The sequence below is a fragment of the Streptacidiphilus neutrinimicus genome (genome assembly GCF_000787815.1).
GTDB lineage: Bacteria > Actinomycetota > Actinomycetes > Streptomycetales > Streptomycetaceae > Streptacidiphilus > Streptacidiphilus neutrinimicus.
Window position 1 is genome coordinate 194,440 of record NZ_BBPO01000004.1, and the last position, 13,471, is coordinate 207,910.

A 13,471-nucleotide genomic window follows, 5' to 3' on the forward strand; every position below is an offset into this window, starting at 1 on the left:
AAACCCCGCCGTGACCGCCGGCGCGCCCGCCGCCGTCGCGCCCGCCGCCGCCCCCGAGCAGGGGCGGCGGCGCCCGCGCGCCGGACGGCGCAGGATTCGCCGGCTGACCACGCGCGACCGCCTCGTCATCACCGTGCTGCTCGGCCTGCCGCTGCTGTTCACCTTCGTGCTGGTGTGGGCGACCACGCTCGCCTCGATCGGCCTGTCCTTCACCAACTGGGACGGGATCGGCTCGGCCAAGTTCATCGGGATCGACAACTACAAGGAACTGTTCACCAACTACCCGCCGTTCGCGACCGCGATCTGGCACAACCTGCTCTGGCTCGGCTTCCTGGCGCTGGTCGCCACCCCGCTCGGCCTGCTCTTCGCGGTGCTGCTGGACCGCAAGGTCCGGTTCGGGCGCTTCTACCAGAGCGCGCTCTACCTGCCCGTCGTGCTCTCGCTCGCGGTGATCGGCTTCATCTCGCAGCTGATCTTCGCCCGCGACGACGGCATCCTCAACACCCTGCTCGGCGCCACCGGCCAGGGCCAGCACCCCGTCGACTGGATCGGCGACCCGCACATCAACATCTGGGTCGTGCTGGTCATGGCCGGGTGGCGCCACGCCGGTTACGTCATGGTGCTCTACCTGGCCGGCCTCAAGGGCGTGGACCCGTCGCTCAAGGAGGCCGCCGCCATCGACGGCGCCAACGCGCGGCAGACCTTCTTCCGCGTCGTCTTCCCGGTGATGCGGCCGGTCAACATCATCGTCGGCGTGATCACGGTGATCGAGGCGCTGCGCGCCTTCGACATCGTCTACGCGATCAACGGCGGCACCAACGGCTTGGAACTGCTCAGCGTGCTCATCACCGACAACATCATCGGCGAGGCCAGCCGCATCGGCTTCGGCTCCGCCATCGCGGTCGTGCTGCTGCTGATCTCCGTCGGCTGCATCGTCGCCTACTGCATGACCGAACTGCGTGAGGAGAAAACGTGACCGCGATCGCCGCCGGCCCCGCGCCGAAGGCCACCGGCGCGAAAGACCCCCGTGCGGCCGTGGCCTCGCGCCGCGTCGGCCTGCACGTCTTCCTCGCGGCCGTCTCGCTGCTGTGGCTGGCGCCGCTGCTGCTCGCCGTCTACGCCTCGCTGCGGCCGTACCAGGAGACGGCGAAATACGGCTACTTCTCCTGGCCGCACCACCTCAGCTTCGCCTACTACCGCGAGGCGTTCACCCAGTCGGGGATGGCGCAGCACTTCCTGAACACGCTGCTCATCGCGGTCCCGGCCGTGCTGCTGACGCTGTTCTTCGCGTCCTTCGTCGCGTTCTGCATCGCCCGGGTCCGCATCCGCGGCGGGTTCTTCATCCTGATCCTGTTCACCGCCGGCAACCTGCTTCCCCCGCAGGTCATGGTGACCCCGGTGTACGAGCTGTTCACCCGGATCCCGCTGCCGTACTGGATGTCGGACTCGCTGACGATGTACGACTCGTACTGGGGGGTCATCGCCATCCACATCGCCTTCCAGACCGGTTTCTGCGTCTTCGTGATGACCAACTTCATGAAGGCGTTGCCCGAGGAGCTGCGCGAGGCGGCGATCGTCGACGGCGCGGGCGTGTGGACCCAGTTCTGGCGGATCACGCTGCCGCTGTGCCGTCCGGCCCTCGCGGCCCTGGCCACGCTGGAGTTCGCCTGGATCTACAACGACTTCCTGTGGGCGCTGGTGCTGATGTCCTCGGGCGACAAGATGCCGGTCACCAGCGCGCTCAACAACCTGAAGGGACAGTACTTCCAGGACTACAACCTGCTGGCGGCGGGATCCGTGCTGGTCGCCCTGCCGACCGTGATCCTCTTCTTCATCCTGCAGCGCCACTTCATCGCGGGTCTGACCCTGGGCGCGACCAAGGGCTGAGGCGGACGCCCGAGAGCCGGGGGATTCCTGCGACATCCCCCGGCTTCGGCGCGCTCACCCGCCGTCCTGCTCGCCCCCCAGCGCCTTGCGCCCGGTGAAGTACGCGAACGCCCTCGGGGCGTCCTCATTGGCCGCGAGCTGCTCGTCGGGCGTCTCCCTTGGCTGCTCGTAGCACTCCCACGAGCAGCGCCCCCAGGGGGTCCACTCCGTCACCGCACCGCACCCGCCGCAGACCATCACGTTGACGCCGGGCGGTCCTGGATACTGCCATTCGCCCATGTCACCGATGGTCCCACCGGGGGATCGCCCCCGCTACCGAGCCGGGCGGCGGGACCCGGTCCGAACGAGCAGCCGCTGGGCGACCGGCAGGTCGATCGGCCAGGAGAGCCACGCTCCGCTCAGCTACGCCCGGTCGAAGGGGAGGCCGAAGCCCGCGAGGACCGCCGGCCGGAGGCGGAAGGTGACCGCCGCGAAGATCAGGGCGTAGGACCGCACCATCCAGATCCGGTGCTCGGCGACCGCCCCGCGGCGGATCGCCGCGAACGCCCGGCCGGACGCGGCCGCAGCGCCGTCGCCCGTCCGGCGAACCCGAGCGGCGCCACCGGCCAGTACAGCCCCTTCGGCGACCGCAGCAGGCCGCCGATCCCGGCTGCCACCGCGCCGCCTCCGCGCTCACCAAGTCCAGCCCCATCGAACTGCTCTTCGGCGGCAGCCGCACCGTGCACGTGGTCTGCGTGCCCGGTGCGGTCGCGCTGATGTTCCAGCCGGCCGCCAACGCCTGGTTCCGTGAGCGGCACGGCCGTCGCGGACGCGGTGGACGGCCCGGGACCGGTCAGTCGCCGTGAGGTTCGCCCCAGGCGCCGTCGCGGCGCAGGAACGCGGGGCGGGCGTGCGGGTCGGGCGGGTCGTAGTAGCGGTGGAACACCGCCGTCGCGCCCCCGGAGAGCGGCGGCACGATCCACGACCAGTCCGTCGGCACCGCGCGGCCGTGCCGCTGCTCGCGCTCGACGTGCGTGACGAAGCGCTGCGACTCGGTGTGGTGGTCGGCCACGGTGACGCCCGCCCGGGCGAAGGAGTGCAGCACCGCCGCGTTCAGCTCGACCAGCGCGCGGTCCCGCCACAGTGTCCGCTCGCTGGAGGTGTCCAGGTCGAAGACCTCGGCGACCGCGCGCAGCCGGTCGTAGCGGTCGCGGTCGGCGAGGTTGCGCGAGCCGATCTCGGTGCCCATGTACCAGCCGTTGAACGGCGAGCAGGGGTACTGGATCCCGCCGATCTCCAGCGTCATGTCGCACACCGCCGGGACGGAGTACCAGCGCAGCCCGAGGTCCGCGAAGCCCGGCTCGGTCGGATGCGTGAGCCGCACCTCGTGGACGGCGTCGTCGGGCAGCTCGTAGCAGTCCGGAGGCCGCTCGGGCGAGGACTGCACCAGCAGCGGCAGCGTCTCGAAGGGGCCCTCGCCGCCCTTCCAGCCGAGCTCGCGGGCCAGCGCCGCCCGCTCCGCGCTGCGCGGGTCGCACGCGTACCGCACCAGTTGCTCATTGAGCAGCCGCGGAGCCGGCCGGCCCGGCAGGTCGGGACCGAGGATGCTGACGACGGGCCGGATCCGGCCCCCGTTGGCCGCCACGCGCAGATGCTCGAAGCACTGCTCGGCGACGTCGTCCGGGCGGCGCAGGTGCCGCAGGTCGCGGACGACGAGGCTGCGCCAGTACAGCCGCCCGATGCAGCGTGACGCGTTGCGCCAGGCGACGCGTGCGCCGAAGGCCAGCTCCTGCGGGGTGTGCGTGTAGGTGCCGTGCGCGGTCAACTCCGCACGGATCTCGCCGAGCCGGGCCTCCACGTCGAGCGGCTGCGCCGACTCGGCGGCGAAGCGGCGGACGAACTCCTCGGCAGCGAGGAGCAGCGGTGGCGGCGGGCCGAGCGGCGGCGGCCCCGGTGTCGGTGAGTCGGGTGTCGCCGGGCGTGACGGCTCGGGCGGGGGCTGGTGGGCCACCGGACAACCGCGCGGCGCGGGTGCGTGGGGCGCGGCCTGGGTCGGCGGCAGCTGCTTGCGATGGCGAGTGAGACGAGTGAACAGCAAGGACATCCCTCCCCGCACCATGGGTACCGTAGGTGTGAGCCCTGCACGCAGAGTGCCGGATTCGGGGGACAGGCGGTCGAGGGTGCGGCTATGCTCGCGCCCGATCGAACGAGTTCGCGGCCGTCCGACCAGCCAGGGACCGGAATCCGTAGACTCGCCGCATGCTCAAGGCCGACCGCTTCGCCCGCATCCTCGACCACGTCGCCCGCGCCGGGAGTGCCGACGTGCACCAGCTCGCGGAGCTGCTCGACGTCTCCGGCGCCACCATCCGCCGCGACCTGCAGGCGCTCGACGAGCAGGGCCTGCTGCGGCGCACCCACGGCGGCGCGGTCACCGGCACGGTCAACCTGGAGCTGCCGCTGCGTCACCGTGCGGGCCGCAGGCAGGAGGAGAAGCGGCGCATCGCCGAGGCGGCGGCCGAGCTGGTCCCCGACGGCGCGGTCGTCGGCCTGACCGGCGGCAGCACGGTCAGCGAGCTCGCGCACGTCCTGGCCGAGCGCGTCGGCGGCGGCCAGGGGAGCCTGACGGTGGTCACCAACGCGGTCAACATCGCGGCGGATCTGATCGTGCGCCCCGAGATCCGCCTCGTCGTGATCGGCGGTCAGGCCCGCAGCGCCAGCTACGAGCTGGTCGGCCCGGCTGCCGACCAGCACCTCGCCCGCTACCGCCTCGACTTCGCCTTCATCGGCGTCGACGGCCTCAGCGCGGCGGCGGGCTGCACCACCCACGACGAGATGGAGGCCCACACCGACCGCTCCTTCCTGCGCGTCGCCGCCCACCGCGTCGTCCTTGCCGACGCCAGCAAGCTCGGCCGGGCCACCTTCGCCTCCATCTGCCCCCTGGAGGAGATCGACACCCTCGTCACGGACGCGGCGCCGGCCGAACCGGAGCACGCCGCCCTGGCCGCGGCGGACGTCCGTGTCCGGGGCGTCGACGGCGACACGACCTGAGGCGGAGCCTGATTGCGTGCGCGGCCTCCGCGGTGGGCACGGTGCTGCTCCGGTGCGCGGCCGCCTGGGCCGCGCCCTGCGCGGTCCGGCTGCTCGTCGGCGGGTTCGAGCCGAGGAGCAGCCGGGAGCGCCGGGACGGGCCGTCAGGCGGCGGCGGTCAGTAGGCCGAGCAGGCGGGCGACCTCGTCGGCGACGGCGGTCCGGCCCGGGGCGAGCCACTTGCGCGGGTCGACGAGCGTCGGGTCGGAGGCGAGGGCGTCGCGGACCGCCTCGGTGAAGAGGCGGTTGAGGTGGGTGGAGACGTTTATCTTGCGCATCCCCGCCCCCACGGCAGCGACCAGCGTCGCGTCCGGCACGCCCGAGCTGCCGTGCAGGACCAGCGGCACCGGGACGGCGTCGCGCAGACGGGTGATCAGGTCCAGGTCGAGCGAGGCGGTGCGGGCGGTCATCGCGTGCTCGCTGCCGACCGCGACGGCCAGCGCGTCCACTCCGGTGCGGGCGACGAACTCGGCCGCCTCGGCGGGGTCGGTGCGCACGCCCGGCGCGTGCGCGCCGTCCTTGCCGCCGACCTCGCCCAGCTCCGCCTCGATCGCCAGCCCGTTGGCGTGGCACCAGGCGGCGATCTCGGCGGTCGTCCTGAGGTTCTCCGCCCACGGCAGCGTCGAGCCGTCGTACATCACCGAGCCGAAGCCGCAGTCGGCGGCCTCGTGGATCAGGCGCGGCTCGGTCGCGTGGTCCAGGTGCAGCGCGGCGCGGGCCCCGCTGCGCTCCGCGGCGAGCCGCGACGCGGCGGCGAGCGGCGCCAGCGCGCCGTGGTAGCGCACGGCGTTCTCGCTGATCTGCAGCACGACGGCCGCCTTGGCCTGCTCCGCGCCCGCGAGGATCGCCTCGGCGTGCTCGATCTGGATGACGTTGAAGGCGAAGACCGGCCGGTCGGCCAGCAGGTGGGGGAGGGGCACGAGAGGCACGGCGGGTGGCTCCAGGGTTCGGTGTCGGTGGATCAGGTTCGCGGTCGGTTCGCGGTCAGGTCGCGGTCAGGTGGCGTCGCGAACGGCGACGCGTGGCTCCAGCTCGGCGAGCACGTCGGGGTCGACGTCCCCCGCGAGGGGAGCGGCGACGGCGGCCGCGGACAGCGCGACGGCGCGCCGCAGCGCGTCCTCGGGCGGCAGGCCCCGCGCGAGCGCGACCGCGAGCGCCGCGGAGGCGGCGTCCCCGGCTCCGGTCGGGTTCCCGACCACCACCCGTGGCGGCGCGACGGCGAGCAGCCGCCCGCCCCACCACGCCACCAACCCCTCCGCCCCGGCGGACACCACCGCGGCCCCGGCCCCGGCGGAGACCAGCCGCCGCGCGAGGGAGGCGGGCAGCGCTTCCGGCGTGTCCGCCCGCATCCCCCTGGTGCTCCTCGGGGGCGCTGGGGCGTCGGAGGGCGGGGGTCCGTCGGGGCCGGGGCCGGGTGGCTGTCGGGTCGGCCGGGCGGTGACGGCCTCGCGGTCGGCGGTGGGTGCGTCGAGGGCCTGTTGCGGGCCCAGAGCGCGGAGGGCCTCCTCCGCGTTGGGTTTGACCAGGGTCGGGCGGGCGCGGAGCGCTTCGCGGAGCGCGTCCGCGTCGGCGTCGACGAGGGTGGGGACGCCGGCGTCGGAGGCGAGGTGGACCAGTTCGGCGTAGGCGTCGCGGGGGACGCCCGGGGGGAGGCTGCCGGAGAGGACGACCGCCCGTGCGGCGGGCAGCGCCGCACGGAAGTCGGCCAGGAAGCGGGTCCACTCCGCCGCGGTGACCTGGGGCCCCGGCTCCCAGAAGCCCGTCACCCCGCCCGTCGCCGTGCCGTCCGCCGTGGCGTCCACGACCGCGACCGTACGGCGGGTCGCGCCCGCGATCGCGGTGAGGCGGTGCGGGACGCCGGCGTCGTCCAGCTCCTCCCGCAGCTCCGCGCCGGACGCGCCGCCCGCGAAGCCCAGGGCGAGGACGGGCTCGCCCTGCGAGGCCAGCACGCGCGCGGTGTTGACGCCCTTGCCGCCCGCCCGCGCGGCGACGGAGCCGACGCGGTGGGTCGCGCCGGGGCGCACGCCGCCCGCGACGACGTAGGTGACGTCGAGGGCGGCGTTCAGGGTGACGGTGACGATCACGCGGAGAGCACCACCGAACGCGTCAGGTGCTGCGGGTTGTCCACGTCCCGGCCGAGGCGCGCGGCCAGCGCGACGCCGAGCCGCTGCACCTTGACGAGCTCCGCCAGCGGGTCGTGACGGGCCGTCACCAGATGCGCGCCGGTCGCCCGGACCTGCTCGGCGAGGCCGTCCGGGAGCGCGCCGAGGCTCCAGACCGCGCGGCCGGGGCGGGCGACGCTGATCGGGCCGTGGCGGTACTCCATCGCGGGGTAGGACTCGGTCCACCACGCCGCGGTCTCGCGGACCTTGAGTGCGGCCTCGCGCGCCACGCCGTAGCTCCAGCCACGGCCGAGGAAGGAGATCTGCTCGGCGTCGACCAGCTCGGGCGCGAGCTCGGCCTCCAGCGCCTGCTGGGCCTGCGCGGGCAGGTGGGCGACGGACTCGCCGAGGTGGGCGCGGAGCAGCACCAGCTGCGAAGTGGGGAAGCGGGTCTGCACGACGGAGCGCTCGTCGGCCCACTCGAGGACGACGAGGTCCTCGGCGAGGTCGGCGACGGGCGTGGCCGGGTCCGCGGTGATCGCGGTCGTGGCGACCTTTCCGCGCACGCCGTCCAGCAGGCTGAGCACCTCCGTGGTCGTGCCGGAGCGGGTGAGCGCGAGCACGCGGTCGTAGCGGCGGGTGAAGCCGTCGCCCAGCGGGGCCTCGGACGCGGCGAACGCGTCCGTCTCGCCGACGCCCGCGCCCTCGCGCAGCGCGGCGTAGGCCTGGGCCATGAACCACGAGGTGCCGCAGCCGACGACGGCGACACGCTCGCCGGGGCGCGGCAGCAGGGCGGAGACCGACGGCAGCAGGTCCAGCGCGCGCTGCCAGCACGCGGGCTGGGACTCGATTTCCGACGAGGTCTGCGAGGCGGCGGTCACCGGCGGCACCTTCTCTCGATTCAGTTGCGCACGTGCGCACTAATGCTCACTTGAGCGTACAGATGAACAAGTCCGAGCATAGCGAGCCACGCCGGAAAGCGAAACGCCCCGCCCGGCGAAAGCCGGACGAGGCGCTGCGTCTGCGGGGTGAGGCGGCTACTCCTCCTCGACGAGCCCGGTCTCCTCGAGGTCGAGCGCGCGCTGGAGCCGCCGCCGGGTCCCGTCGGTGATGCGGCGCTCCTCGTACAGGCGTGCCAGCTCCGCCGACTCGGCGCGGATCAGCTCGTGGCGCAGGTCGCGGTGCGCGGACATGAGCGTGGAGTCGGGGTCGACCTCCTCGTCGAGCTGCGCTCGCGCGTGGTCCAGGCGTGCCTGGAGGCTGCGACGCAACTGCTCGACGACGACCTGCGGCGCGGCCTCGACGTCCGCGACCTGCTCCAGCCGGGCCAGGCCCGCGCGGGCGAGGCGGTCGCGCGCCTCGGCCTCCTCCCGGGCGGTCGCCGCCGGCTCCAACGCGATGCCGGAGGCGCGCACGACCGGGGCGAGCGTGAAGCCCTGGAGCACCAGCGTCAGCACCACCACGCCCGTGGTCAGCACCAGCACCAGCGAACGGTGCGGCAGCGGTCGCCCGTCGTCCGCGAGCAGCGGGATCGACAGCGCCGCCGCCAGCGGCATGACGCCGCGCGTCCCGGCCCAGGAGATGACGGCCGGCACCCGCCAGGAGACCGTCGCCGCACCGCGCCTGCGCTGCATTGCCGCGGACATCGGGAAGACCCAGAGCATCCGGGTGGCGATCAGCAGCGCCGCGATGGCCAGGACGTCGAGCGGCCACGTCTTCGCGTCCGCGCCCAGACCGTGGATCAGGGAGGGCAGTTCGAGGCCGATGACGGCGAAGACGACGCTCTCCAGCAGGAAGACGACGGTCTGGTAGACGGCGTGCACCTGCAGCCGGATCCGGGCGCCGGTCAGCCGGTGGCCCATCGAGCCCAGCGTCACGCCCGCGACCACGACGGCGGTGACGCCGGAGGTGTGCGCGTCCTCGGCCAGGACGTAGGCGGCGTACGGGGTGACCAACGCGATCACCGTCTCCAGCACCGGGTCCTCGGTGCGCTTGCGGATCTGCGCGACCGCGAGCGCGACGAGCCACCCGACCACCGCCCCGCCGCCGCCGAGCAGCACGAACTCGCCTGCCGCGCGCGGCAGGGAGAAGGACCCGGCCGCGACCGCCGTCCCTACGGCGACCTTGAACAGCACAAGGCTGGTCGCGTCGTTGAACAGGCTCTCCGCCTGCACCATGACCTGGATCCGCGGCGGCAACGAGAGCCTGCGTCCCAGCGCGGTCACCGCGACGGGGTCGGTGCTGGCCAGCACCGCGCCGAGGACGAAGGCCATGGGCCCGGAGAGCGGCGTGAGCGCCCCCGCGAGCAGGCCGACGGCCGCGGCCGAGGCGAGCACCAGCCCGAAGGCGAGCACGGCCACCGGCCGCCAGACGAGCCGCAGCTCGCGCAGGGATATCTCCTCCGCGGAGGCGTAGAGCAGCGGCGGTAGCACGCCGATGCTGATGACCTGCGGCGGCACGTGCAGATCCGGGGTGAAGGGCATCACGCCGATCACGACGCCGGCGACCACGAGCAGCGAGGGTGCGGGCAGGCTCCACCGCCGGGCCCCGGTGGCCACCAGGGTCGCCAGGCCCACCAGGAGCAGAACGGCGGTCAGATCGGTCATCGGCGCGGGGCTTCCGGTCTCTCGTGCGGCCACGGACGGGTCCCGGGGCGTTTCGGCCCCGGCTCGCCGACCAGGCTTCCCGGCTCACCTCGCGCGGGTCCGGCACGCGCGGGCGCGCACGGACTCCGTAAAGATCCTGTCAAGGCGGAGTGGTCGAACGCAAGCCCGAACGGGTGAGAGTGCTGGTGGGAGTCGGGACGCGAGCCGCCCCCGGCGCGCGGGGCGCCGGGGGCGGTCGTGACGGACTGCGGGGAGTCCGCCGGGCGGAGCGGCGGGGTCGGTCAGCCCTTGACCGATCCGTACGGCGCCGAGCCGTCGCCGGTCGCGACGCGCGGCGCGTCGGAGCCCGGCTGCGCCAGCGGCTCCTGCAGCGCGCGCGGCGACGGCGCGCCGCCGGCGGTGCTGGAGATGGAGCCCAGGTCGTGGTGGACCTGGAGCGCCACGCGCTCGATGGTCGTGATGCCGTACTCCATGGTCGACTGGTTGTCGGTCAGCACGACCATGCGGTAGTCACGGCCGGAGCCGTTGAAGATGCCCAGGCTGTTCACCCGCCAGCCGAGCGTGGCCCGCGGCAGCCAGCCGTTCTTGACGTGCGCGGTGACGCCCTTCGGGGTCCCGTACGGGGTGCCCCAGCGCTGGTCGCTCTCCACGCTCGCCATCAGGCTCTGCGCGAAGGCCTTCCCGTTCGGGGTGAGCACGTCGGTGCGGTCCGTCAGGGCGTCCAGCAGCTTCATCTCGTCGTGCGCGGTGATCTGGGTCAGACCCCAGTAGGGGCCCTCGCCGAGCACGGTGTGGGTCATGCCGACCTTCCGGAGGAAGGCGTAGATCTCGGCGCGGCCCAGGTAGTTCCACAGGTTGGTGGCGGCCTGGTTGTCCGAGTTCCGGATCATCGGATACAGGTTGTCGAGCTCGTACGAGTTGAGGTACTTGCCCTTCTCCTTCCACAGCACCGTTCCCATGATCGCCGCCTTGACGACGCTCGCGGAGTCGAAGTGGTAGGAGGAGTGCAGGGCGCAGGACACCCCCGTGTGCGGATCCCACACGTCGAGCGCGTAGGTGTCCGTGCGGCCGCGCAGTGCTGACGTGATGTCACGCGACAGCTTGGCGGCCAGCGAGGGATGGCTGGTGGAGATGCAGACGGGGGTGGTCGCCGCGGCGGCCGGCTGGGCGAGGCCCAGCGGGACCAGGGTGGCGACGGCGACGGCGCCGAGCCCCCCGGCCAGCGCGCGCTGGGCGCGCGCCTTGAAGGATGATGCCACCGAAATGGATCCTTCCGACGTCGGATACGGTCGCTTGTGCTAGACGAGTGTGCGAGTTGACGACTCGTCTGCACTGCAGACTTTCCGAAAGTCGGATCGGGTTCCGCCAAAAGGGTAACGATCAGGTGATCAGTTCGCGCTCGGACCGACGGTCCGTGAGGGGCTCCTTCTGCTCCTGGTCGGCCGGACCGCTCCCGTCGCGGGCCACCAGGGCCGCGTAGTGGCCGCCGAGGGCCAACAGCTTCTCGTGCGTGCCGCGTTCGACGATCCGTCCCGCGTCCAGCACGACGATCTCGTCCGCGTCGCGGACGGTGGAGAGCCGGTGCGCGATGGTGATGGTGGTCCGGCCGGCGGTGAGGTGGTCCAGCGCCTGCTGGACGGCCTGCTCGGTCTGGGTGTCCAGTGCGCTCGTCGCCTCGTCCAGGACCAGGACCGGCGGGTCGCGCAGGATCGTGCGGGCGATGGCGAGCCGCTGCTTCTCGCCGCCGGAGAAGCGGTAGCCGCGCTCGCCGACCAGCGTCGCGTAGCCGTCCGGCAGTGAGGCGATGTGGTCGTGGATCTGCGCGGCGCGGGCGGCGGCCTCCAGCTCCGCGTCGGTCGCGTCCGGCTTGGCGAAACGGAGGTTCTCCGCGACGGACGCGTGGAAGAGGTACGTCTCCTGCGAGACCACGCCGACCGCGTCCGCGAGCGCGGCGAAGCTGAGGTCGCGCACGTCCGTCCCGTCGATGGTGACCCGGCCCTGGGTCACGTCGTACAGACGCGGCACCAGGTAGCTGAGCGTCGTCTTGCCGGAGCCGGTCTCGCCGACCACGGCGAGGCTGCCGCCGGGCGGGACCGTCAGGTCGACGTCCTCCAGTGTCGGGCGCTCCTGGCGGCTCTCGTAGCGGAAGCCCACGTTCTCGAAGCGGACCTCGCCGCGGGCGCGTCCGGCCGGACTGACCGCGTCCGGACTCTCGGTGATGTCCGGCACCAGGTCCAGGTACTCGAAGATGCGCTGGAACAGCGCCAGCGAGACCTGTACCGCGACGCCGACCTGCAGCAGCGAGACGGTCGGGCGGAACAGGCTCTGCTGCAGCGAGGTGAACGCGACCAGCGTGCCCAGCGAGATCGAAGCGCCGTGGGCGCCGGCGATGCCGGCGGCCCAGTAGATGACGGCCGGCATCGCGGCCATGACGATCTGGATCGTCGACTGCCGCCAGCGCCCGGCCATGTCGGCGCGCACCTCGAGGTCGGCCAGCGAGGCCGACTCGCGGGCGAAGTCGTCGCTGAGGGCGCGGGAGCGTCCCATGGTGCGGCCCAGCAGGATGCCGGAGACCGAAAGCGACTCCTGCATGATCGAGGAGATGGAGGCGAGCTTGCGCTGGCGCTCGCCCGCTATCCGTCGCCGCTCGTTGCCGACCCGGCGGCTGATCCAGACGAACGCGGGCAGCAGGCAGAGCGAGACGATCGTCAGCTGCCAGTCCAGCGCCGCCATGGCGACCACCGTCGCCACGACGGAGGTCGAGTTGGAGACCAGCGAGGTGGCCGTGGAGGTCACCGTCGCCTGCATGCCGCCGATGTCGTTGGCGATCCGCGACTGCACCTCGCCGGTGCGGGTGCGGGTGAAGAACGCCAGCGGCATCCGCTGCAGGTGCGCGTAGACGGCGGTGCGCAGGTCGTGCATCACGTGCTGGCCGACGCTGGTGGACAGGTAGGTCTGCCAGACGTTGAACACGGAGTTGGCCACGGCCACCGCGATCATCCCGACCGCGAGGATCGCGAGCAGGCCCGTGCGCCGCTCGGGGATCGCCACGTCCAGGACCGCCCGCAGCAGGAACGGCGAGGCGACCGACACCAGGGACGACAGGCCCACCAGCACCGCGACCACGGCGAGCCGCCCCCGGTAGGCGCGGAACAGCCGCAGGATGCGCCGCAGCTGCCGGGGAGGCTTCGGCGCATCGGGATCGCGCGGCGGGGGAGTCCAGTCGGGAACCGGAGGTTTCATGCCATCGAGCATAGCTCATTATTGCCAACGCTAATAGTGAGCTTTGCTCACTACATCCCGTGCCCCTTCGGTGGCGGTCAGTGCCGCAGGCTGTCCGCGCCCCGGTATCCCTCCGGCACCCCGGGGATAAGGATCACGTCCGCAACCATGTGCCGCGTGCGCAGCTCCAGGATGTCCCGGTAGGCCGGGGAGTCGTACCAGGTCCGCGCCCGCTCGATGTCGGGGAACTCGATCAGGATCAGGTCACCGGCCCAGCTGCCCTCCCTCGCCTCGGCGGAGTTGCCGTGGATCAGGAACCGGCCCCCGAACGGGTCGAGCGTGGCGTCGATCCGCTCGAGGTACGCGACGATGTCCGGGCCGAACTCGACGGAGTGGACGTGGGCCATGGCGTAGGCGGTCATCTCGCTGCTCCTCAGCGCTCTGCGGTGCTCCTGCTTCGATGACTCCACCCTCCCGGAGACGGCCGGGCGCCGAATCCGTCGCGCTTAGGTACTCGGCCCGGTCGGCGAGATCGCCCGGGTCAGGTCCATGGCGAGCGATCTACGCTGGTAGGGAGGGCAAGCGAGC

General features: G+C 72.9%; 13 protein-coding genes. 3 read left to right on the forward strand and 10 right to left on the reverse strand.

All coding sequences use genetic code 11. From position 1 onward, the window contains the following. Positions 1-94 precede the first annotated feature (94 nt). Both TR48_RS05210 and TR48_RS05215 read left to right on the forward strand, forming a co-directional pair. The gene (locus TR48_RS05210; protein WP_042364718.1) at positions 95-976 is read left to right on the forward strand and encodes a carbohydrate ABC transporter permease; all 882 of its coding nucleotides are present in this window, start codon (positions 95-97) and stop codon (positions 974-976) included. After that, a complete protein-coding gene (locus TR48_RS05215; RefSeq protein ID WP_152627799.1) occupies positions 973-1,887 on the forward strand; it encodes a carbohydrate ABC transporter permease in 915 nt (304 codons plus the stop codon). Before TR48_RS05210 ends, TR48_RS05215 begins: the two co-directional genes overlap by 4 nt. A 54-nt stretch (positions 1,888-1,941) precedes the next feature. Here the strand turns inward: TR48_RS05215 and TR48_RS05220 are convergent, their stop codons facing one another. The 3 genes from TR48_RS05220 to TR48_RS05225 all read right to left on the reverse strand — a co-directional run bounded on the left by TR48_RS05220 (position 1,942) and on the right by TR48_RS05225 (position 3,970). Next, entirely contained in the window at positions 1,942-2,166 is a 225-nt protein-coding gene (locus TR48_RS05220; protein ID WP_152627800.1) for a hypothetical protein, read from the reverse strand. A 123-nt stretch (positions 2,167-2,289) separates the two neighbouring features. Continuing rightward, the gene (locus TR48_RS46220) at positions 2,290-2,496 is read right to left on the reverse strand and encodes a DUF2306 domain-containing protein (RefSeq protein ID WP_084728810.1); all 207 of its coding nucleotides are present in this window, start codon (positions 2,494-2,496) and stop codon (positions 2,290-2,292) included. Between the two features lie 223 nt (positions 2,497-2,719). Continuing rightward, entirely contained in the window at positions 2,720-3,970 is a 1,251-nt protein-coding gene (locus TR48_RS05225) for a nitric oxide synthase oxygenase (RefSeq protein ID WP_084728812.1), read from the reverse strand. A gap of 155 nt (positions 3,971-4,125) precedes the next feature. Between TR48_RS05225 and TR48_RS05230 the strand changes: the two genes are divergently transcribed. Next, positions 4,126-4,914, forward strand: a complete 789-nt coding sequence (locus TR48_RS05230; protein WP_042364654.1) for a DeoR/GlpR family DNA-binding transcription regulator — start codon at positions 4,126-4,128, stop codon at positions 4,912-4,914. Between the two features lie 143 nt (positions 4,915-5,057). Here the strand turns inward: TR48_RS05230 and TR48_RS05235 are convergent, their stop codons facing one another. The 7 genes from TR48_RS05235 to TR48_RS05265 form a co-directional block, all read right to left on the reverse strand. Beyond that, the gene (locus TR48_RS05235; protein WP_042364655.1) at positions 5,058-5,882 is read right to left on the reverse strand and encodes a class II fructose-bisphosphate aldolase; all 825 of its coding nucleotides are present in this window, start codon (positions 5,880-5,882) and stop codon (positions 5,058-5,060) included. Positions 5,883-5,948: 66 nt separating this feature from the next. Beyond that, positions 5,949-7,037 (reverse strand): 1-phosphofructokinase family hexose kinase, encoded by a 1,089-nt coding sequence (locus TR48_RS05240; protein ID WP_042364656.1) that lies wholly within the window; start codon positions 7,035-7,037, stop codon positions 5,949-5,951. Next, positions 7,034-7,936 carry an SIS domain-containing protein gene (locus TR48_RS05245; RefSeq protein ID WP_042364657.1) on the reverse strand — a complete coding sequence of 301 codons (903 nt, stop codon included), beginning with the start codon at positions 7,934-7,936 and terminating at the stop codon, positions 7,034-7,036. Before TR48_RS05245 ends, TR48_RS05240 begins: the two co-directional genes overlap by 4 nt. A 156-nt stretch (positions 7,937-8,092) precedes the next feature. Beyond that, positions 8,093-9,661 (reverse strand): Na+/H+ antiporter, encoded by a 1,569-nt coding sequence (locus TR48_RS05250; protein ID WP_042364658.1) that lies wholly within the window; start codon positions 9,659-9,661, stop codon positions 8,093-8,095. Between the two features lie 281 nt (positions 9,662-9,942). Continuing rightward, entirely contained in the window at positions 9,943-10,920 is a 978-nt protein-coding gene (locus tag TR48_RS05255) for a serine hydrolase (RefSeq protein WP_063770906.1), read from the reverse strand. A gap of 121 nt (positions 10,921-11,041) precedes the next feature. Continuing rightward, positions 11,042-12,904 (reverse strand): ABC transporter ATP-binding protein, encoded by a 1,863-nt coding sequence (locus tag TR48_RS05260; RefSeq protein WP_042364722.1) that lies wholly within the window; start codon positions 12,902-12,904, stop codon positions 11,042-11,044. Between the two features lie 77 nt (positions 12,905-12,981). Then, a complete protein-coding gene (locus tag TR48_RS05265; RefSeq protein ID WP_042364659.1) occupies positions 12,982-13,305 on the reverse strand; it encodes a DUF1330 domain-containing protein in 324 nt (107 codons plus the stop codon). Positions 13,306-13,471 lie beyond the last annotated feature (166 nt).

Bases quoted from the DNA above. Each gene is read 5' to 3' on its own strand.
- TR48_RS05265 (WP_042364659.1), bottom strand. From the start codon at position 13,305: ATGACCGCCTACGCCATGGCCCACGTCCACTCCGTCGAGTTCGGCCCG.
- TR48_RS05250 (WP_042364658.1), bottom strand. From the start codon at position 9,661: ATGACCGATCTGACCGCCGTTCTGCTCCTGGTGGGCCTGGCGACCCTG.
- TR48_RS05230 (WP_042364654.1), top strand. From the start codon at position 4,126: ATGCTCAAGGCCGACCGCTTCGCCCGCATCCTCGACCACGTCGCCCGC.
- TR48_RS05220 (WP_152627800.1), bottom strand. From the start codon at position 2,166: ATGGGCGAATGGCAGTATCCAGGACCGCCCGGCGTCAACGTGATGGTC.
- TR48_RS05260 (WP_042364722.1), bottom strand. From the start codon at position 12,904: ATGAAACCTCCGGTTCCCGACTGGACTCCCCCGCCGCGCGATCCCGAT.
- TR48_RS05225 (WP_084728812.1), bottom strand. From the start codon at position 3,970: ATGTCCTTGCTGTTCACTCGTCTCACTCGCCATCGCAAGCAGCTGCCG.